22 protein-coding genes are annotated in these 20,232 nt (G+C 47.0%); 14 read left to right on the top strand and 8 right to left on the bottom strand.

Annotated elements, in window-relative coordinates; translation table 11 throughout:
• Positions 1-94: 94 nt before the first annotated feature.
• Entirely contained in the window at positions 95-1,018 is a 924-nt protein-coding gene (locus HA494_02795) for an NAD(P)-dependent oxidoreductase (protein ID NHV96703.1), read from the bottom strand.
• A 313-nt stretch (positions 1,019-1,331) separates the two neighbouring features.
• Complete coding sequence (locus tag HA494_02790) at positions 1,332-2,654, bottom strand: MBL fold metallo-hydrolase (protein NHV96702.1); 1,323 nt, start codon at positions 2,652-2,654, stop codon at positions 1,332-1,334.
• Between the two features lie 48 nt (positions 2,655-2,702).
• Here HA494_02790 and HA494_02785 point away from each other — a divergent pair, with 48 nt between their 5' ends.
• The 10 genes from HA494_02785 to HA494_02740 all read left to right on the top strand — a co-directional run bounded on the left by HA494_02785 (position 2,703) and on the right by HA494_02740 (position 11,055).
• The gene (locus HA494_02785) at positions 2,703-3,680 is read left to right on the top strand and encodes a hypothetical protein (GenBank protein ID NHV96701.1); all 978 of its coding nucleotides are present in this window, start codon (positions 2,703-2,705) and stop codon (positions 3,678-3,680) included.
• Positions 3,681-3,722: 42 nt separating this feature from the next.
• Positions 3,723-3,956, top strand: coding sequence for an Lrp/AsnC family transcriptional regulator (locus HA494_02780; protein NHV96700.1), 234 nt, complete (start codon positions 3,723-3,725; stop codon positions 3,954-3,956).
• Positions 3,957-4,085: 129 nt separating this feature from the next.
• A complete protein-coding gene (modA, locus tag HA494_02775; protein NHV96699.1) occupies positions 4,086-4,919 on the top strand; it encodes a molybdate ABC transporter substrate-binding protein in 834 nt (277 codons plus the stop codon).
• A gap of 17 nt (positions 4,920-4,936) precedes the next feature.
• The gene (locus HA494_02770) at positions 4,937-5,719 is read left to right on the top strand and encodes an ABC transporter permease (GenBank protein ID NHV96698.1); all 783 of its coding nucleotides are present in this window, start codon (positions 4,937-4,939) and stop codon (positions 5,717-5,719) included.
• Positions 5,716-6,774 carry an ABC transporter ATP-binding protein gene (locus tag HA494_02765; GenBank protein ID NHV96697.1) on the top strand — a complete coding sequence of 353 codons (1,059 nt, stop codon included), beginning with the start codon at positions 5,716-5,718 and terminating at the stop codon, positions 6,772-6,774. The genes HA494_02770 and HA494_02765 overlap by 4 nt, the downstream gene beginning before the upstream one ends.
• A gap of 32 nt (positions 6,775-6,806) precedes the next feature.
• Positions 6,807-7,529, top strand: a complete 723-nt coding sequence (locus HA494_02760; GenBank protein NHV96696.1) for a hypothetical protein — start codon at positions 6,807-6,809, stop codon at positions 7,527-7,529.
• The gene (locus tag HA494_02755) at positions 7,526-7,951 is read left to right on the top strand and encodes a HEPN domain-containing protein (protein ID NHV96695.1); all 426 of its coding nucleotides are present in this window, start codon (positions 7,526-7,528) and stop codon (positions 7,949-7,951) included. The genes HA494_02760 and HA494_02755 overlap by 4 nt, the downstream gene beginning before the upstream one ends.
• Positions 7,952-8,030: 79 nt before the next feature.
• Entirely contained in the window at positions 8,031-9,200 is a 1,170-nt protein-coding gene (locus HA494_02750) for a hypothetical protein (GenBank protein ID NHV96694.1), read from the top strand.
• Positions 9,201-9,214: 14 nt separating this feature from the next.
• Positions 9,215-10,153: an ABC transporter ATP-binding protein gene (locus HA494_02745; protein NHV96693.1), complete on the top strand. Its 939-nt coding sequence runs from the start codon at positions 9,215-9,217 to the stop codon at positions 10,151-10,153.
• Positions 10,150-11,055 carry an ABC transporter permease subunit gene (locus HA494_02740; GenBank protein NHV96692.1) on the top strand — a complete coding sequence of 302 codons (906 nt, stop codon included), beginning with the start codon at positions 10,150-10,152 and terminating at the stop codon, positions 11,053-11,055. The genes HA494_02745 and HA494_02740 overlap by 4 nt, the downstream gene beginning before the upstream one ends.
• Before the next feature lie 153 nt (positions 11,056-11,208).
• Here the strand turns inward: HA494_02740 and HA494_02735 are convergent, their stop codons facing one another.
• Complete coding sequence (locus HA494_02735) at positions 11,209-12,666, bottom strand: NAD(P)/FAD-dependent oxidoreductase (GenBank protein ID NHV96691.1); 1,458 nt, start codon at positions 12,664-12,666, stop codon at positions 11,209-11,211.
• A gap of 100 nt (positions 12,667-12,766) precedes the next feature.
• On the opposite strand from HA494_02735, the gene HA494_02730 reads away from it, so the two are divergent.
• Positions 12,767-13,372, top strand: a complete 606-nt coding sequence (locus HA494_02730; GenBank protein ID NHV96690.1) for a molybdenum cofactor guanylyltransferase — start codon at positions 12,767-12,769, stop codon at positions 13,370-13,372.
• A complete protein-coding gene (gene fdhD / locus HA494_02725) occupies positions 13,362-14,198 on the top strand; it encodes a formate dehydrogenase accessory sulfurtransferase FdhD (GenBank protein ID NHV96689.1) in 837 nt (278 codons plus the stop codon). The genes HA494_02730 and fdhD overlap by 11 nt, the downstream gene beginning before the upstream one ends.
• On the opposite strand, the gene HA494_02720 is transcribed toward fdhD, so the two are convergent.
• Together HA494_02720 and HA494_02715 are read right to left on the bottom strand one after the other, a co-directional pair.
• Positions 14,159-14,413 (bottom strand): sulfurtransferase TusA family protein, encoded by a 255-nt coding sequence (locus HA494_02720; protein ID NHV96688.1) that lies wholly within the window; start codon positions 14,411-14,413, stop codon positions 14,159-14,161. The two genes, fdhD and HA494_02720, sit on opposite strands and share 40 nt — an antisense overlap.
• A gap of 12 nt (positions 14,414-14,425) precedes the next feature.
• The gene (locus HA494_02715; protein ID NHV96687.1) at positions 14,426-15,949 is read right to left on the bottom strand and encodes a glycosyltransferase; all 1,524 of its coding nucleotides are present in this window, start codon (positions 15,947-15,949) and stop codon (positions 14,426-14,428) included.
• A gap of 163 nt (positions 15,950-16,112) precedes the next feature.
• On the opposite strand from HA494_02715, the gene HA494_02710 reads away from it, so the two are divergent.
• Together HA494_02710 and HA494_02705 are read left to right on the top strand one after the other, a co-directional pair.
• A complete protein-coding gene (locus HA494_02710; GenBank protein ID NHV96686.1) occupies positions 16,113-16,748 on the top strand; it encodes a hypothetical protein in 636 nt (211 codons plus the stop codon).
• A gap of 354 nt (positions 16,749-17,102) precedes the next feature.
• A complete protein-coding gene (locus HA494_02705) occupies positions 17,103-18,239 on the top strand; it encodes a class I SAM-dependent RNA methyltransferase (protein NHV96685.1) in 1,137 nt (378 codons plus the stop codon).
• A gap of 117 nt (positions 18,240-18,356) precedes the next feature.
• On the opposite strand, the gene HA494_02700 is transcribed toward HA494_02705, so the two are convergent.
• The 3 genes from HA494_02700 to HA494_02690 form a co-directional block, all read right to left on the bottom strand.
• A complete protein-coding gene (locus tag HA494_02700; GenBank protein ID NHV96684.1) occupies positions 18,357-18,869 on the bottom strand; it encodes a Zn-ribbon domain-containing OB-fold protein in 513 nt (170 codons plus the stop codon).
• A 5-nt stretch (positions 18,870-18,874) separates the two neighbouring features.
• Entirely contained in the window at positions 18,875-20,077 is a 1,203-nt protein-coding gene (locus HA494_02695; GenBank protein NHV96683.1) for a thiolase domain-containing protein, read from the bottom strand.
• Positions 20,078-20,091: 14 nt separating this feature from the next.
• Positions 20,092-20,232: 4-hydroxybutyrate CoA-transferase (locus HA494_02690; GenBank protein NHV96682.1), on the bottom strand; the 141-nt coding region annotated here is incomplete at its 5' end.

Raw genomic sequence — 20,232 nt, 5'->3', positions numbered from 1 at the left:
ATTTCGTCTATGCGCGGAACCTTCTTTCTCAAAGGAAGAACCAACGATATTGGCCAGTATATCATAAGTACCTTTGCAGAGCAGGTAGTGTGGGCTAGGCTCCTGCGAGCAAAGTCTTTCTTAGTTCTTGTAGGTAGTCTTTTGCGCCTCCTTTTATTCCGTAGCGTGGGGTGTAGCCTAGTTCTTGCCTTATTCTGCTCGCGTCCACGAGAACCCTTGGTGTCTTTCCTCCTGGCTCTACTATGATGTCGGCGTCTGGTATCTCTTCTTTCACGTATTGGGCGAGTTCACGTAGTGTGCAGGCCTCGTCGCAGGTGTTGAATACCCTATGCTTGAAGCTCTTCGCCTTTACACCAAACCATATAGCCTCGGCAGCATCCTTAACATACTGCAAGGTGTACTTGGCGTCACCATTCGGTACTCTTACAGGTTTCTTTAAGAGGGGGTTTTCGAACAGGTCTATGATGAAGTCGAAGACGCCTCTACGCTCCCTCCCAGGACCAAAGTTGATACCAAGCCTCATACTGAGGACATCAAGCCCATACATTTCGTAGTATTGATTCGCCATGTATTCATTTGAAACATAACTGGGTGCGTGAAGCATGCCTGGCTTTACTGGTGCGTCTTCGTTAACCCTCTCAGTAGGATATAGTTCCGGTGGACCTAGCTGGGCGTAGGAGCTGGTCCAGACGAGCCTCTCAACATCCATCAGCCTCGACGCTTCAAGAACGTTTGTGAAGCCGAGGATCATTGTCTTCACAATATTCATAGGCGTCCAGGGTGGGTGCTCAGCGGCGGCATACACAACGACTTTAACTTGATGTTTCTTCATAACGCTTAGAACCTCAGCGAGCTCAGTGGTAGAGCCTCTCTCTATCTTAATTCTGTTAACGATGTCTAAGAGTAGGCGTGGGTTGCCGGATGGGCTATAAGTTATTACGTTAAGTCCCTCATTTACGAGTTTCCTTGTTATGTGCGACCCTATAAACCCAGTGCCACCTATTACTAGACAGTTCATACTCCAAAGAGCTGTCCCGCCTTTTACTTTAATCTTTCTAAAATTAATTCACTCAACTACTTCTGATCTAAACATCAATATTTTTATGTTTTTGACAAATAATCATAGTACACGCAAAGAAGGCAGATATTCCATTTGCGAAACCTAGTTAATTAGCGGTGTTGCGGTGCAACTTCAATCCGGATGGTAGCGGATGGTGGAGAGTTATTAGCTAGCTGAACTCATTCTAGAGTCTAAGCGAGTATTCTCTTCCTAAACAAATCCTCGAAAATCAGTTTAGAGTTCTTAATCTTGTATCCGCCTTAACATCGCTTTAGATGGGATATTTGGCACCCTTTGTCGGTTGAATTATTCGCTTGCAGATGTCAGACATATACTTTGAGAATAGATTGGGGTACTCCGTGTGAATAGGGTATATTTTCTCGCTACCTATTCTTTGAGCTGCCTCTCTAAGCTGTGTCGGCATTATGTGCCCTGATACATGTATGTGGTAATGGGGTAAACCTAGGTGGTTAAGCCAGTTGGTTATGCGCTCGTAGTCGAGCTCCATCTCTTCATTAAAGGGCTCTGATGCTGAGAGGATGAAGCAGCTACCAGCCTGCGGCTCAACTTCGATGAGCTCCTCGAACTCGTAGTAGGATGATACTAGTATGAGCTCACGCTGCTTCTTAGCCACTTCCTCTGAGTCAACGCTACTTGTAGAGTTTAAGACCTCGTGTTCCCAGTGTTCATACCTCTTCTTATGCTTCTTATATACAACCAAATTACTTAAGCTGGGTAGCTTGATCTTTGGGTCACTGCGCAGATGCCAAAGAAGTCTAGCTTGCTTTAGAGAAATGGCTAAGGTTCGACCGCTTTTTTCTGCGACCGCGTAGAAGGAGCGCAGCCTGTCCACATCTGTTTTCGAGAAGTCTGCGATAATCAAACCTTTGGTCTCAGCTACCAGTATATTGAGTTTATTCAAGACCTCTTCTTCGGATGAAACCGAGGCCCCGATCATGTTTGTCGCCTCGCAGATTAGCACCTCTGGTCTACACTCAGCAGCTTTTTCGATAAACTCATCGGTCATCCGCCAGAGTGGACCGTGCCTTCTAAAGTCGCCAGTATATACTATTGAGCCTTCTGAGGTGTGGAGTATGATGCCGTATGCACCCGGTATCGAGTGGTCGACGTGTATAGGTTCTATTGTTATTGAGCCTACTTTAATCTTCTGACCTGTTCTGAAGGTGTTTATCTTCTTCCCTTTAATATTGAATTCTATCGTCGGCTGCCTCACTTCGGATAGGTAGTTGAGTATCTTAGCCGCCGCTTCTCCGCAGTAGATAGGTATGTCGTTTCTTAAGAAGCCAATGTAGCCTGCGTGATCCAGATGCGCATGAGATATAACAACAGCATTCAAGGCATTCTCATCCTTATCTACGTCATAAGCGCCTTCTATCTTCGGTAGGAGACCAAGTTTGAGCAGAGCGTTTATGCTTCTTGGGCTTAGATAAGGTGGTGAGTAGTATCTGTTCCTTGACGCAAAAGGCACGCCGAAGTCTAAGACCACCCTTGTGTCTCGATCCTCCACTAGGATGCAGTTGCCCCCTATTTCACCTACTCCACCGTAGAAGGTTAGTGAAGCCAACAGCAACATTTAGGGGGAGCAGCTCTTTAAATGTGTGGTTAGAGAAGGATAGGGTTGATGCTACTACTCTCAGCAGGCGAGCTTAAGCAACTACTTGTGATGAAGGATGTTATCAAGGCGGTAGAGGAGGCTTTTCTTGAGCTTGCCGAGCTCGGTGTGAAGAGTCCTAGGAGGACGATACTCGAAATGCCTGAGTATAATGGTTCTGTGCTCTTTATGCCAGCCTATCTTCAGAGGTCTAAGAGCCTATCCCTTAAAGTGGTTAGCGTCTACCCAGATAACCTTAAAATGGGTTTGGAAACCACATCATCCATTCTTTGTCTCATAGATCCAGAGACGGGCACACCGCTTGCGGTTATGGACGGTAAGCATATAACGGCGATGCGAACAGCGGCGATGACCGCTATAGCAGCGGAACACCTAGCTAGAAGAAGTACGGAGTCGATCGGTGTAATAGGTGCTGGTGTGCAAGCTGAGTACCAGCTGAAAGGCATATTGGAGGTGAGAAGTGCTAAAAGAGTATATGTGTACGACGTCTTGGTTGAAAGGAGTCGAAGATTTGCGGTAAAAGTTAGAGAAGAGTTAGGTTTGATGGTGCAGGTGGAGGAATCGGCGAACGATGTTGCGTCGAAATCAGACATACTTATCGTTGCAACAACGTCTAAGCAGCCTGTCTTTGATGGCGGGGTCTTAGCAGAAGGGGTGCACATAGCTTCGATAGGCTGGGTTGGGCCAGAGGGGAGAGAGTTGGATACAACAACGGTAAAGCGTGCTAAGGTTGTGGTTGACACAAAAGAAGGTGTGCTATCTGAGTCTGGCGACATACTGATACCCATACGAGAAGGGGCTATCACGGTAGATCATATATGGTGCGAGCTCAAAGACCTTGTGTCGAATCGAAAGAAGGGTAGGGAGAGCGAAGAAGAGATCACTTTATGGAAGAGTGTTGGGGTGGGTGTGGCTGATGCTGCAGCGGCCAAGCTAGCTTACCAGAAGGCTCTGGAAAAGCGTGTGGGTTTATGGGTAGAGATCTAAGAAGTTAGATTTATCTTACCCGGGCGACATAGGTACTGTGATATGCCTAAGGCGTATGTGCTAATAAACACTGAACCAGACGTGGAGGAGGAGTTCTTAGAGGAGCTTAAAAAGATAAAAGGCGTAGTCGAAGCCACTTCCGTATACGGCATATACGACTTCATTGTTAAAGTTGAGGCTAGTTCGCTTGAGGAAGTGAAGGAGATCATAACCTCTAAGATTCGTAAGCTAAAGGACTTACGCTCATCCGTAACATTGATAGCAGCAGAAGGCTAGCAGCCGCGATTCGACCCTCTCTATCTCCATCGAAATCATAAGCTCACAAAGTATCCTAGTAAACCACTTCGCTTACCACAATCCTTAAGGTAAATACAAGCTTATACAAGCTAGGCGGTAGATAAGGAGATGCTTCTAAGAACGGTAATAATCTTCTTAATCGGCGCGATTATAGGTGCTCTAATAACAGCCCCACTTTACCTGGCACCAGCAACCCCATCCAAGAGCATTACGGTCTTTGCTGGTGCAGCCGCAGCGCCAGTGTATGATGAGGCTGCAAAGCTGTTCAAAGACAAATATGGGGTTAATGTCGAGTTTCGACTCGGCGGCTCAGGTAGCGTGCTATCAGCGATGAAGATAGCGAAAACGGGAGACCTGTTCATACCCGGCTCGCCAGAGTTTCTGCTTGAAGCCGCGAAATCTAATATTTTAGATAAAGGTTCGGTGAAGAAGCTTGCTTACCTTGTTCCAGCGATAGTCGTCCAGAAAGGTAATCCACACAACATTACTTCGCTTGAGGATCTTTCTAAGCCTGGGTTGCGGGTAGGTATCGCTGACCCTATCTCAGTGTGTGTAGGGCTTTATGCAAAAGAGCTGCTGGAGAAGAATGGTTTGTGGGAGAGTGTAAAGCGTAATATCGTAGTTTACGCGCAGAGCTGTGATGCAACTGCTGCTCTAATACCTACCGGTGCTGTTGATGCGATCATCGGTTGGCACGTGTTTGTAGATTGGTATCCTGATAAGGCTGAGAGGGTATGGATTGAGCCGAGTAAGGTGCCTAAAATTGGGTATATTGCTGGTGCGGTATCTGTGTTCGCTGAAGATAAGGTGTTAGCTAAGAAGTTCCTTGATTTTCTAGCGTCTGAAGATGTTGCCGGGATCTGGGCGAGGTATGGATACTTTGCTAGTGAGCAGGAGGCTAGGCAGTATGCTCCGAACGCAGCTATTGAAGATATAATTTAGAGAGAAGGTGGTATAGGATGAGCCCGCTTAGGGCTACAGCCTTCGCCTGCTTAATCTTCCTTTCGCTTTTCATAGTTGCGATTATAGCTTCATCCAGCCTCTTCACGAACCCCTCAGCACTAGCTTCAGCCATATTATCTGAGGAAATAAGATTCGCGATCTCCCTCACCCTATCCACAGCGACCATCTCAACAGCAGCAGCCCTAGCCCTAGCGATTCCAGCAGCCTACGCTCTAGCGTACGCTAAATTTCCAGGTAAGAGCGTAATCGATACGCTCATCGATATCCCAATAGCGCTACCACCTGTAGCCTTGGGTACGGCTCTGCTCATCTTCTTCACAAACACACCCTTAGGCGCCCTCATTAACACCTCGCTTATAAAATTCGTCTTCGAAGTCCCTGGAGTGATTTTGGCGCAGTTTGCTGTGGTAAGTGTGCTGGCTGTTAGGCTGCTCAAACCTGTGTTCGAGGGCATAGATCCGAGATATTTGATGATCGCTAGGACGCTAGGGGTGAGTGAGCTAAGGGCATTCTTTAGGGTAACCTTGCCTCTTGCGAAGAGCGGTTTACTTGGGGCTGCTGTGTTGACTTGGGCTAGAGCACTTGGGGAGTTTGGGGCAACAGTTACTTTGGCTGGTGCGACTAGATTTAAGACTGAGACGCTATCGATCGCTATGTTCCTCAGTTTGGCTAGAGCGGATCTTGAGATGGCTATGGCTATCATACTTATTCTCTTAGCGTTAACTGTAGCCACCCTTCTGATTACACGCAGACTATTTTATAGGGGGTTAGCGGTTTGATCAGCGTCTCAGATCTAAGTGTAAAACGCGGTAACTTCACGTTACAAGACATAAACTTCAGCGTCAGAGGAGGAAGCTGCCTAGGGTTAATAGGGCCTAACGGCTCAGGCAAGACCACTATCTTGGAATGTGTGGCAGGCATCATAAGACCGAAACGAGGTAGGATACTCATCGACGATGTGGATGTGACAAATCTGCCTCCAGAGAAGAGGGGGGTTGGGTATGTTCCGCAAGACTTTGTGCTCTTCCCCCACTTATCTGCTGAGCAGAATATTGCTTTCGCTCTTAAGGATGCTAAGTCAGATAAGGTTAAGGATATTATGGGGTGGCTTGAAATAGGCCACTTGGCTGGTCGAGATGTCAAAAGTTTAAGTGGAGGTGAGAAGCAGAAGGTAGCCTTAGCTAGGGCTTTAGCCGCCAACCCGAAGGTTCTTCTCCTAGATGAGCCGCTTTCGTCTCTCGACCCTCTGAACAGAGATAGGTTGCGTAGAGAGTTGAAGAGCATAATCTCCAAGATACTAGCCACGCTGAATCTGCCCGTGATCTATGTGACACACGACCTTCCTGAGGCTGAGTTGATGAGCGACTGCCTAGCTGTGCTGAACAACGGGAGGATAGAGCAGATAGGGCTCAAAAGCGAAGTCCTCACAAAACCACAATCAAGATTCGTAGCAGATTTCCTAGGATACAACATCCTAGAGGGTCGAGTTGTGGGGTTAAGAGATGGCCTAGCGAGTGTAGAGGTCAATGGAGTGCTCATAAAAGTTGAGGCAGAAGACATCAACCTAAGTAGGGAGGTAACCCTAGTCTTAAGACCTCAAGACATCGTCCTTTCACAAGAAGGAGCGGTTAAGGAGAAGTGGCAACACTGTAGATGCAACATCCTCCCTGGCACTGTGACTGAGATATGTAAAATGGGGGCCTCGGCAAAGGTCTTGATCGATATAGGCGTACCGCTAGCCACATACGTAAGCGCGTCTATGCTAGACGAATTCAGAATAGGCAGCAGCGTATTCGTGCAATTCAAAGCAAGCGCAATAAAACCCCTCAGATAGATATAAATATCATTTTTTGTAATAATTTCCCAATGGCAAATTTAGAGCACGCCTATGCTCAAATCTTGCTAAGCTTTGGCCTAGATTGCTTCACCAGTAGGGAGTTTAAGAAAGTGGTTGGTGTTGATAACCCTAACTTGATTCTTCACCGTTTATGTAAAGAGGGGTTCTTAGTAAGGTATCGTAGAGGTATGTATATGGCTACTCATCCTCTTATCTTGAGCCTAGAGCGTGGTGGTATTAGGTGGAGGGATAAGGTCGCTCAGAAGGAGTATCTGCCGATTCTGGAGTTCGTGATCGCCAAACTGGTGGAGTTTTTTTGGAATAGAATCACCTCCTTGCTTATATTTGGCTCAGTGGCGAGGGGGCGAGCTCGTGCTGAGAGCGACATAGACGTCTTATTGGTTGCAGAAGGGCTGCCTAAAAGGTATTCTGAAAGAATGGAGTTGGTTAGGAGGGCGCTGAGTGGTGTGGAGGATGTTAGGCTAAAGATGTGGGAGAGAGCAAGAGTCTATCCGCTAATCGATGTAATCGCATTGGAACCAGAAGAGGCATCGACCAACCACCCATTCTATCTAGACATGCTTAATGAAGCGATAGTAGTTGTTGACAAAGGCGGGTTTATGAAGAGCAGGTTAGGAGCGCTTGAGAAGAAGCTATGTGAGATAGGAGCTAGAAAGGTCGTGCTCCCAGACGGAAGATGGTACTGGGACCTCAAAAGTGAGGTGAGAAAGGGTGAGGTCATCGAGCTATGAGAAGCGATATCATGGCTATGGATTATCTGCGTAGGGCTAAGTCTAGACTGATAGATGCTGGATCAGCCTTTAGGAGAGGCGACTATCCGGAGACGGTACGCTACTCACAAGAATGTGTCGAATTATCCTTGAAGGCTTGCTTAAGAGCAGTCGCTGTCGAATACCCAAAGGTTCACGATGTAGGCGACATACTCAAGATATGTAGCGGTAAATTCCCCGACTGGATGAAGAAAGAGATAGATACACTTGCCGAGATTTCAAGGGACCTCTCAGAGAAGAGAGCACCAAGCATGTACGGATTAGAGAGCGTAGGTAAGGCACCTAGCCAGCTCTTTGACGAAAAAGACGCAGAAGATGCTTTAAATAAAGCAGAGTACGTCCATAAGATATCTTCAAAATTCCTAGAAGAATTTTACGGCTAAATCCGCATAATTAGAACCTTAGTGTTTTACCACTAAAGGCCGCAAAATTATTATAGAGACAGCTATCGAAGGTGGTAAGATGGGGGTGCTCTTGAAGCGGCATCTGCTTATGATCTTTGTGTTGATGTTCGCCCTTACCGCCCAGCAGATAATGTGCGCATCAGCCCAGCAGATTACACTATCAAGCGTCTACTCACACCTCTATGTAGATAGAGCAACAACCCTCAACCTACCTGTAAACGTCACTAACTTCGGTTCAGCGACCAAGGTTTCTTTCAGGGTAGATGCGCCTATGGGGTGGGAAACATCTCTGAACTATGAAGGCTACACTGTTAGAGAGTTGAACCTCCAAGCTGGGCAGACCGTAAAGCTCATTCTAAAAGTAAACGTGCCAGTAAATGCTTCGAGAGGTGATAATACGGTAACCTTGTTTGCGTTTGACGGGCAAGGTGCTGCATCAAACCTACGTTTCATAATTGAATACGCTGCTCCGCCTACGCCTCCTCCCGGTGTAACCTTAACCACAGTGTACCCTACATTAAGCGGTCCTTCTGGAACGAGCTTCGAGTTTACTGTTACGGTGAAGAATACTGGTGGTGAAGATGATGTGTTCACGTTAGTCGCTAATCAACCTCAAGGTTGGGCTGTCACCTTTCGCCCTCAGTTTGAAACAACCCAGATTACGAGTTTAAGTTTGAAGGCTGGTGAGAGCAAGACTATAACCGTCACAGTCAACCCTCCACCTAAAACTGAATCTGGCATATACAACATTACACTAACAGCTGCCTCAGCTAAGACGCAGAGTAGCGTTAGGCTTGCGGTTGAGATAACAGGAACATACTCCCTCTCTCTGACCACAGTTGATGGAAGGCTTAATGCAGACGCGGTTGCTGGGGAAGAAGCATACCTAACCCTTGTGGCGAAGAATACAGGTTCAGCTCAGTTAAGAGATATATCAATTTCATCAAACCACCCAAGCGGGTGGAGCGTAACCTTCGAGCCTACACTCATACCCAGCTTAGCGCCAGAAGCAAGCCAACAGATAAGCGTGAAGATCAAGCCGTCGAGCACAACCCTTCCAGGCGACTATATGGTAACCTTCACAGCCTATAGTGGTAGAGTCTCTACTTCTGTCGATATCAGAGTCACGGTCACTTCGCCTCCAGGTCTTACTGCCCTTGGGTTGGCGGTGGTTGCTGTTGTCGTAGTTGTGTTAGCGCTTATATTCCTTAGGCTTGGTCGAAGATGAGCTAGGCGGTGAGGATGCAGCCGGCGATACAGACGTGGGGTTTAACCAAGAAGTACGGAGACCTTGTTGCCGTGGATTCGCTGGATCTTGAAGTGGAGCAGGGGGAGATCTACGGTTTTCTAGGACCAAATGGTGCGGGTAAGACGACCACTATATTGATGCTTTTGGGCTTAACAGAGCCTACAGCTGGTAGGCTGCGTGTGCTCGGCTATGATCCTATACGCGAACCCCTTAAGCTGAAGAGGGTGGTTGGGTATATGCCTGAAAACCTAGGCTTCTACGATGACTTGACAGCTAAGCAGAACCTTCTCTATATGGCTAAACTCAACGGCATAAGTTTCGTCGAGGCTGAGCGTAGGATCGCAAAGCTACTCGATGCACTTGGGCTCTCTGAAGCTGCTGACAAGAAGGTTTCAACCTTTTCTAAAGGTATGAGGCAGAGGTTGGGGATGGCTGATGTTTTGCTCAAAGACCCTCAACTTCTACTGCTAGATGAGCCTACAACTGGTATAGATCCAGAAGGCGTAAGACAGATCCTGGAGATGATAGTTGAATGTAAAGCGAAAGGTAAGACCGCTCTTCTCTCATCTCACCTACTCTATCAAGTGCAGAAGATCTGCGATAGAGTTGGAATCTTTGTGAAGGGTAGGTTAGTTGCATCCGGCACCATACAACATCTGGGTAGAGAGGTTATAGCTGGAGATAAGTACGTCGTAGAAGCAGAGGTTCCAGACGCAACACCAGCCCTAGAGGAAACCTTAAGGGGGTTAGAGGGTGTGATCAAGGTAGCTAGAGCTGGACCAACATTAACAATAGAGTGTAAATCTGATATAAGAGGTGTGTTGGCGAAGGCCATCGTAACCTCTGGCTACACATTAACTCAGATCCGAAGCCACGAATACGCTTTAGACGAAATCTACGCGAGATACTTTGAGGGTGAACCTAAAGGTTGACCGGCACCTTAACCATAGCGCTAAAGGAACTCTCCGACTACCTCGGAACAAAGAGGTTCTGGTTCTTCTTCACCATAATTTATGTTGCTGGCTTGATGGCAGCATACTTAGGCATACAGGCGTTAGTACAAGCTAGGGTTGAGAGAAGCTTTTTGCTACTCTTCAGAGCCTCTAGTGGTGCTCTACCGCCCTTCCTCTTCTTCATAATATACTTTGGTCCTCTGCTTGGTATCGGTCTAGGCTTCGACGCCATCAATAAAGAGCGTGCTAAGAACACTTTGGTTAGGCTGCTTTCTAACCCTGTGCATAGAGATGCTGTTATAAACGGGAAGTTCTTATCGGGTTTGAGCACAGTAACCATAGTGGTTTTCGGCATATTAGGTATAGCAAGCGGGTTGGCCATACGGGTCGGTCTTGTACCAAACTTAGATGAGCTGGCTAGGCTGGTGGTATTTGCAGCGGTAACTATCCTCTACATAGCTGGTTGGCTAGCCCTGTCACAACTCTTCTCCATAATATTTACGCACACCTCAACCTCAGCGATAGCCAGCTTCGCAATCTGGGGGTTCTTTACATTCCTCTGGACCCCCATCGCTTCTCTCATCGCCGCCAATCTCATACCAGACCCAAATAGCTTAGAAAGGATTACTTTAGAGTTGAACCTATCCAGAATCTCCCCCACAATATTATACTGGGAGGCTGCCGTTGTTATTCTAACGCCTACAGCAAGGTTTCTTAACCCCATCTTCTTGAGTGAACTACAGTATGTGATACCTAACCCACTACCTTTACTTCAGAGCCTAAACCTAATTTGGCCACACATAATTGCGTTAATAGCATTCGTTTTAGTCTGCTTCCTGACTTCATACATAATATTTGTGAAACAGGAAATCAGAAGTTAGCATACGCCCAAAGAATAGAGATAAGCAAGGTTGTCAAAAAATACGAGTAACGCTGGAGATTAACACAGAAGCACCACCTAACCCAACCTTCTCAAGCAGCTCTCTTAACGTCGTTGCATTTGATAATTTGTAGAAATTAAGAACGACTTGAACTTACCTAACTAAGCCTAGTTCTTGATATGCTTGATTAAGGAGGGTATGTAGATCTCGCTGCCATTCGTAAAATTTGCTCGGTTTGTCAGGGTAGTTTAGATTGTGGTTTATGAGCCTTCTGCTGGTTTCGGATACGGTTTTAAGTCCTTTCGCAAGCTTGGGTCTCTGCATTATCCTAAGCCACATCGTCGGGTTGAAGAGCTGTACTTTGTTGAAGGCTGGATGCTCCCTTCTCGTTATGTGCTCTATGTCGTCTTTGGAGAGGAAATGCTTCATCCCGTAATTTATGTCATCATTGGGTAATGTCTGGAGATATCTTCTTAAAACCTCGAAGCTAGCCATCTGATACCCGTAGATGCGCATGTACTCGAGGTTGTAGCGCCACAGCCCCTCTTCAGAAGTATCCGAGGCTTCTACCGCCTCTACAGCCACCTTAGCCAATATTGTGCCACCATATAGTGATGGCCCTATGCCACCAGCATCTATCGGCCTAGGCATCCACGCAGCATCACCAACCAGAGCGTAGCCGTTTGCAACCAGGCATTCGTTTTGCCTCCTTACAGGCACTTGCCAGTTCCCAAAAGTATTCCCTTGGTCATTTGGGTCTTGAGATAATCTGGGTTCACCTAACACGCTGTTGCCCTTAACATAGCTGTCAATCAGGCTCTGTAGTGTGTCGATTCGGCCAAGCCTTTTATTCCTCTCATCTAAAGCCCTTTTCTGTACACCAAGACCTATGTTTACTTTGTTTACACCTTTCGGGAAGGTCCAGCAGTACCCGCCCGGAGCAAGGTCTTGATCCAAGTGTATAACACAGTACTCTGGGTCGAAGTATGTTCTATCCTCTTTTTTAGGTGTAAAGGTGTAGATGTATCTTCCAGTCGCCTCTAGGTCGTCTCTATCGATTTCACGCTCAACCTTCGATTTTATGGGAAGGTTTGCTCTGAGCCTTGAGGATGCCCCGGTTGCGTCCACCACAAGCTTACATCGGGCAGTAAACTTGGCGTTGGTATGCACATCCCTTCCTACCACACCAATAACTCTCTCATTATCGCTAAGTAAGCCAGTGACCACTATGTTGAATCGGAACTCAACCCCAAGCCTTTCCGCTTCAAGCATCTGCTTCTTGGAGAAGAGTCTTCGGTTAAGCAGATAGCCCTCGCCTTCGAAGAGCACGCTGGTTTCGCGGTCTGGTGAGAAGAGAAGCACACCCTTAACCCTATGCTCTATTTCAGGTTCGCTGAAAACCACACCGCTATTTGAAGCTGCATACTCTAAGCTCCTTTTACTGACCGCGTCTCCACAGATCCACCCATTGGGGCTCTTCTTACCAACCTCCTCTCTCGAGTTCCTATCGACTACAAGTATGCGTAGATTCTGCTTAGAATACTTGGCAGCGGCAATGGCTGTAGTTAAGCCAGCTACACCTCCGCCTGCAACGATAATATCGTAATCCATACGCTTCCCCGCTAGCTAAGCAACCTTCTTTAATCTTGGTATAAAGGGTTTATTTACCATAAAGGGCGTAGTAGAAGTTGGGATGAGAGCTGCTCTTATATTGGCAGGTGGTTTGAGCAGACGTATGGGTAAGCCGAAGCAGTTCCTAGACTTCCTAGGCACACCTCTTATTGCTAGAGTTGCCTATAGACTCGCTAAGGCCGTAGATGAGGTAGTGGTTGCAATAAATAAGGGGGACAACGAGGCGATTTACAAGCAGCATCTCCCGGAGTCGACTCTAATAGTTAAGGACGAGGTAGATATACAAGCGCCTCTAGTAGGGTTTTGTAGCGGTTTAAAGCCTGTCAAATCTCCATACACATTTATAACTTCGTGTGACGCACCTTTTGTGAACCCTAAGGTGGTGGATGAGCTTTTTAAGAGGGTTGAGGGAGCAGATGCCGCCTTACCCATCTGGCCTAATGGTATGCTGGAACCGCTACATGCTGTGTATTATACGACCCGAACGCTAGAGGCAGCGTGTAGGTGTGTGGAGGCTGGGAGATTCAAGAACCTCTCTATATTGGATTACTTACCTAATGTGCGTTACGTGAATGTAGATGAGCTAAGAAACCTAGACCCTGAGCTACTAACGTTCCTTAACATCAACACCGTAGAGGATTACCAGCATGCGTTAAAGTTAGCCTATACAATTGATGGAGGATGATAGGCTAACGTTGCAAGCAACTACTAAGACAAGGTGCATAAGGTTAGATTACGTTAGGGGTGTTGAGGAGCTTCGTGAAGCTGAAGTTGCATTAGAGGCGCCTGTAACTTTAGTGGTCAATGGTGTAGAACTGGTTACACTCTTCGCGACACCCATTCAACTCAAGGAGCTCGCTCTAGGGCATCTTTTGGGCCAAGGGGTCATACGCTCGATAGAAGAAGTGAAGTCGATTGACGTCTTGGACGGTAGAGTGTCTGTCGAAACGGAGCATGATGTTGCGGAGAGGGTGTCTGAATACGGTAGGTTAAGGGTCATAACCTCAGCTTGTGGCAGCACCGAAGACTTCTATCACATATTAGATCAAATCGACCACCCCTACGTCAAATCAGACTACACCATAACCCTAGACACTCTAATTGGGGCGGTTAGAGAGCTGAATAGACTTTCCGTTAGAGGGCATCTTTTGGCAGTCCACACATCAGGGCTATTCGAAGGAGGGAGGTTGGTTGCCTATGCAGAGGATGTGGGTAGGCATAACTCAATAGATAAGGTAATTGGACAGGCAGCCCTAAAGGGCATAGGTTTCAACTCGACTATACTTGTGACGACTGGTCGTCAGCCCGCAGATGCTGTATTAAAGTGCGCCAGAGTAGGCATACCAATCTCTGTCTCAATAAGAGAACCTATTCACTCCGGTATATTCGCTGCGTGGAGAACCGGGGTCACCTTGGTCTGCGGGGCTAGAGGTGCTAAGGTAGATATATACACTCACCCTAGACGCATACGCTACACCTTCGGCTCGCTGAGAGAACCCTTCTCCACGTAAAAGTATATTTCAAGCCAACGATCAACTACCTCAACAACCCTATGTCCACACTTCTCAGCCCAGGCAGGTATATCGATCTTAGACCCAGGGTCGGTGGTTATGATTTCAACCACCTCACCTACCTCCACCTTCTGTATGGCTTCTTCAGCCTTCTTTACAGGATAGGGGCAGCTCAAGCCTCTCGCATCAACACTTAAACTAACCTTCAGCGGCATAAGATGCTAACTTCACCACCTAGCTATTTTAGGGTAGTATTCACTTAAAGCTCTCTCTACACTAGCCTTTATGACGAATGTTGAGAGGGCGTTGTGCGAGACCTTGTAGTATCTTTCAGGGTTACCTTTGTAGATCTCCAAGATGTATCTGAATTTCTTCTTGAACGAATCATACTCTAACCCTTCAGGCTGCTTAGGTGCTGCAGTGGGCTCGACGAACCCTTCGGGCATACGATCAAAGAACCAGCCGTTAACATCATCAACAACAAATTCAACGATGCCTCCATCTCTTGTTGAGAGTGTTGGCACGCCGTTTATTGCTGCTTTCATGTAGCTTGTGCCGCAAGCTTCTAACCCGTAAACCGGGGTAAAGAGCAGCAGATCTACGGATTTGAGAATCTCCTTGGCGTCTTGAACCATGTAGTTGGGTATGAAGACGACATTCTCTTTCTCCATATGAAGCTTATAGAACGCCTTCAGAAATTCTAATCCAGCACCATCTTGGGGGTGTGGCTTCCCGGCAAGCACAAAGACCACATCTTTACTTGATGTTTCTTCGACGAGCTTCTTAGCGAACTCGGGCCTCTTGTAGCCTGTAAGCCTCCTACACCAAGCAACAAGCATCCTATCTTTAACATCAATGTTCTTGTACCGCTGGAGGTATTCTATGAACCGACCTCTGATACCCTTCCTTATCTTCATGAAGTCAGCTAGATTCAAGTAGCCTTTGCTGAAAGCTAATAGCAGCTCAGGATTCATCCAACGCTCAACGCAAACACCATTGGTAACGTACCTAAGCTTCTCCGTGAAGTGAGGTATGATCTTCAGCATCTGCTCGAAGTGTTTGGCTGAGACTGCAAAGGCTTCGCTTGCAGCTGCTAGACCTATCTCGGTTAAACATACATTTTCGCTTAGGAAATAGTAGCCGAACTCTTTTTCAAAGAAGCTTCTTGGGAAGGCGGGGTGACCCCAAGGTCCAGCGGTATGTATAACGACTCGATACTTTCCGGGGATTTTAAGTATGAGTGGGAGCATGCAAGCATAGCTTTCCTGCAGATCGATGAACTCCACATTCTCTATGCCCACGGTGCTCTTAATGTATTCCGCTGAAGCCTTGGCTAGCAGCGTGTACTTTAGGAACTTTTCTTCTAAGCTGTTTTCGATGTAGAGCCGCTCGGTTAGGCGTTGTGCCCAATCTGGTTCCACTGGTTTGAAGAAGACCGCTTCAGCCCAGCCTTGTCGATACTTTAGTGCATCGACCTTGACATCTTGGCTTTTTAGCTGTATGGTGTAGATGTCGCCTCCCTTAAGATTCTTTAGAAACGATTCTGGCTGCTGCTGAGGCTTAGGTATGGGGTTCCCTTCCTTATCAAACTCGTAGTCCACATAGCCTTGGTCGTAGAAGAGTGTGAGAACTTTGTAGGGTAGGTTGAGCTTGGCCGCTGCATAGAACTTGTCACCCTCAAGGACGCCTAATCCTCCAGCGTAGCTGTAGCCTTCGTCTAAGGCAAGGTCTGGTGTAACGCTGATTATCATGATTTTCTGCACACCACTGTAAGTGGATTTACATATAACTCTTGCTAACCGATAGTTACGTTTATCGAACAAGGTGAGCACCAAGCTGACAGAGCGGTCAACTATTTTTGGTGCGTAGCCGTTAAAGTCTGAGGAGAGATGCTTGCATAAGAGGTAAATGGGAATGTCTGAGTTCACTAAGAAGTGGGCTAAGTCTGATCAACCTACTGTTGCCGATAAACTTAGAGAGGCGTTCCAACCCTCTACTCCGCTTAAACCCAAGCTTGAGTGGGCGAGGAGGCAGCTTCAAGCCGAAATTCAGAAAATGGATTCAATATTAGCGAGGCTCAAGAGGAAAGATGAAGATATCTTTAGAAGATCTGTAACCGCTATGCAGAACCACGAAACACAGCTCGCAACAGCCCTCTCTAACGAGCTAGCTGAAGTTAGGAAGATGAGTAAGCTGGTAAGCCAAGCTAAGCTCGCATTAGAACAGATCTCGCTCAGACTAACGACCGTCGAAGATATGGGTGATGTGGCGGTTGTGCTAGCACCAGCCGCAGGTATCATCAGATCTATCAGATCTGGGTTGGCTAATGTTATGCCTGAGGCTGAAAGCGAGCTAGGCGAGATAAACGGTATGCTGAGCAACATCTTGGTTGAGGCTGGACAGCTTGGTGGACTAACACTAAACTTCGAGGCAGCGAACGAGGAGGCGGAGAAGATCCTTGCAGAAGCCGCTGCGGTAGCCGAGCAGAGGATGAAGGAGAGCTTCCCAGAGCTCCCCTCCACAGAGGCCCAAGAGAAGACGACACAATAACCTACGCCTACTTCACTGGGGAAAACATTCATCAATCTAAACCCACCCTACAAACTTCATCCCTAATTTCTTAACGTAGCCCCAAAACACTAACCATCCCAGAGAAAGTCCCAGCAGCAATAGATATCTAGCCAGCTACAAAAAGAGGGACGTTAAGACCTAGTCTTATGGTATCTTCCACCTTATGTCACACCCTCGCTATGGGAATGCGAATAAAGACTACTCCAAACATGTTCATCCATTATCTAAATAAGAGGCGCTTCAGCATAGCTATAATAATCATCTTGTAAAAGGGGGCATCCCACACAATGTATGACACTCAGTCAGCGATGCAGGCACAGGGTGATATGTAGGGTGGAGTTTTTCGCAACTACCAGCCCGGGTTTAGAAGATCTGGCTTGCCGCGAGATCGAGAGGCTTACCGGAGAGAGCGCGGCTCCGGATGTGGGGAAGGTCTTCTTCCAAGCGCATGTCAAGAGCATCTACCTCCTACATCTGAAAGCATCTATGTTGAACAAGATCTTCATTACGCTCTGCAGAGAGCGCTTCGCTAAGCTCGATGACCTATATAGGATTGCTAGGGGTGTTGACTACGGTTGGATAATCGACAAAGACCAGTCCTTCGCGGTTAGAAGTGAGAGGATAGGTGTACATGACTTCACAAGCATGGATGTTTCAAGGGTTGTGGGCCAAGCCGCAATAGATTCATATCAAGAAGCATATAGAACTAGGCTTAAAGTTGACCTAGATGAGCCGGATGTTGAAATATACGCGCTAGTGAGAGATGACGAATTTGTCTTAGGGGTAAACACCACAGGCAGATCCTTGCATAAAAGAGGCTACAAAGTCTATGAGCACCCCGCTGCGCTAAAGCCCACTATAGCTTCCGCGATGCTTGAAATAGCCGAATGGCCCAATGGAGAGGGCTTGATAGATCCGATGTGCGGAGGAGCCACCATACCAATAGAAGCAGCTTTCAAAGCGTACAATATCCCACCAAACCATCTGAGAAGAGATTTTGCATTTTTAAGACTCAAATGCTTCGCAAAAGAAGAGTTTGAGGAGATAAGAGAAAACCTTCTTGCCGAGGCAAAAACAGGTTGCTCCCTTAAGATCTTCGGCATGGAGAAGTATGCACACCACCTTCGGGGCGGTATAAGAAACGCAGAGAAAGCCGACGTCTTAAGGGCTATAAAGTTCATTCAAGGAGACGCTACAATCCCAGAGGATTATCCAAAGGAAACCGTAACTCACGTTGTGGTAAACCCACCCTACGGAATTCGAATGATTCCAAGCGGAAGCCCAAAGAAGCTGTATGTTGGTCTCATAAAGGCTCTAAAAAAGGTGGTACAAATTGGAACCTTGGTCTTGATCTCCGGCGCCTATAAGAGATTTGAAGAAGCTGCGAGCGAATGCGGTTTGGAGATCACCGAAACAAGAATGGTCTCACATGGAGACCTAAGGGCAAAAATATACAAATGCAAGATCTAGCATACAAGACAAGATTTTAATCTCGTGCATGATAAAAGTTATCCTATGACGGTGAGGTACACTGAATTACACGGCGAGGTTTGGAATTTGGAAGGTTTACACCTTGGCTAATCTCTTTCAAGACGGTGCTTTAAGTGTCAGTTCATACGTTATGTAGCCTTCTGGCTCTCTTCTAGCGGTTGTTAGATACACCTTCATGTTCGGCTTTATTTTCTCAGGGTCGTCTACATTGACCCAAGCTAGAACCCTTATTCCTTCCTTAAGCTGCGCTATACCCACTACGTAATCTTTGTAGTGTGCGAAAGATGACGGTTTAACACGAATAACAGTATATGTTAAAAGCTGGCCTTCAGGGTCCAAGGGCATCCAATTTACGTTTGTGGTTAAGCATTTTGGGCAATCTGCGCGTGGTGGAAAGAACTTATTTCGGCAAACGTTGCATTGAGTTGCGTAGACTTTGCCTTCTTTAAGCCCTTCAAAGAACTTCTGAAGCTTAGATACTCCAAGCTGATACCTAAGTGGAAATTCGCGTAGACTGATATACAAGGGTAGACGCGACCTCTCCTCCTCAACAATGGGCAGACCATCTTTCTTTATGCTCTCTTTGGCTTTATCAAATAGGTCTGACATCACTATCACCTTTGCGGCTTTTCGAGAGAGAGAATTGTTACATATGCGTATTGACCTGAGCCGCCGACGTTATGGGCTAAGGCTCTTCCTTTTCGGATGTCAGCTTGCGCCGATGGACTGGCGTATTTGCCATATTCTTGGCGAAGCTGCTTCGTTAAGGTGTAAATCATCGAGCAACCAGTCGCACCAATAGGATGACCCTTGGACTTTAAACCACCGTCGAGGTTTACTGGAATTAGACCACCGTTATAGGTCTGTTTTTCCCTAATGAGTCTTACACCTTCTCCTCTCTTGCAGAAGCCCAGATCTTCGTAAGCTAGGATTTCAGCGATTGTAAAGCAATCATGTACGTTTGCCAAATCAAAATATTTGGCTGGCTCATCAGGGTCTATGCCAGCCTTCTTATACGCCTGCTTTGCTGCTTCCACAGCGCTCTCTAGGCCGCAGAAGTCAAGACCTCGTGAAACTAATGCGCTTGATGCTGTTGATGATCCTATGGCGGTTATCCACACACGTGTGTCCGTGAGCTCCTTAGCCTTATCTTCAGAAGCGAGTATTAGCGCACTAGAGCCATCTGTCAATGGACAGCAGTCGAAGAGTTTTAGCGGCCACGCAACATACCTTGACTGCATAACAGTATCTACAGTTATCGCTTTTCTAAACTGGGCTTTAGGGTTCATGGCACCGTAATAATGGTTCTTTACAGCGACTTCAGCGAGATCCTCCTCTTTTAAGCCATACTTCCACATATAACGCGTAGCATATAACGCGTAATAGCCAGGGAAGGTAAGTCCAAAGTTCTCAAATTCCCAAAGGAAGCTTCCACCTCTACCCATACGCTCTACTTGCAAAAGGGTCGGCAATTCATGCATTTTCTCAACCCCAACGACCAACACTAGATCGGCGAAGCCGCTGGCAACAACGTTGTAGCCGACAAAGGTTGCTGCGCTTCCTGTGGCGCACATAGCCTCTACACGCATGCTGCCCTTCGGAAGCATACCGCAGTAATCTGAGCAGACGACCGCAGGCGAGTCCTCAGCGCTCCAAACACCAGCGCATCCCACAACCATATACTCTATGTCCTTAGCCTCGAGGTTAGCGTCATCTAATGCTTCTTTAACCGATTCAAGTGCGAGTTCATCTATCCTTACATCAAACCTATTGCCGAACTGGCTTTGACCAACCCCTATCACCACAACGTTACGCAACGTTACACACCTTTTCAGATAAACCCTAGCTTCTGCGCCTCCTTACTCAGCTGATCAGCAAAATCTGGATGCGCTATCTTGATCAACTCTCGAGCCCGCTCTCTAACACTTTTGCCCTTTAGCTTCGCCACACCGTATTCAGTCACTACAAACAT

It is taken from the genome of Nitrososphaerota archaeon (genome assembly GCA_011605775.1).
GTDB lineage: Archaea > Thermoproteota > Nitrososphaeria > Nitrososphaerales > JAAOZN01 > JAAOZN01.
This window is presented reverse-complemented; position numbering and strand designations above follow the sequence as displayed.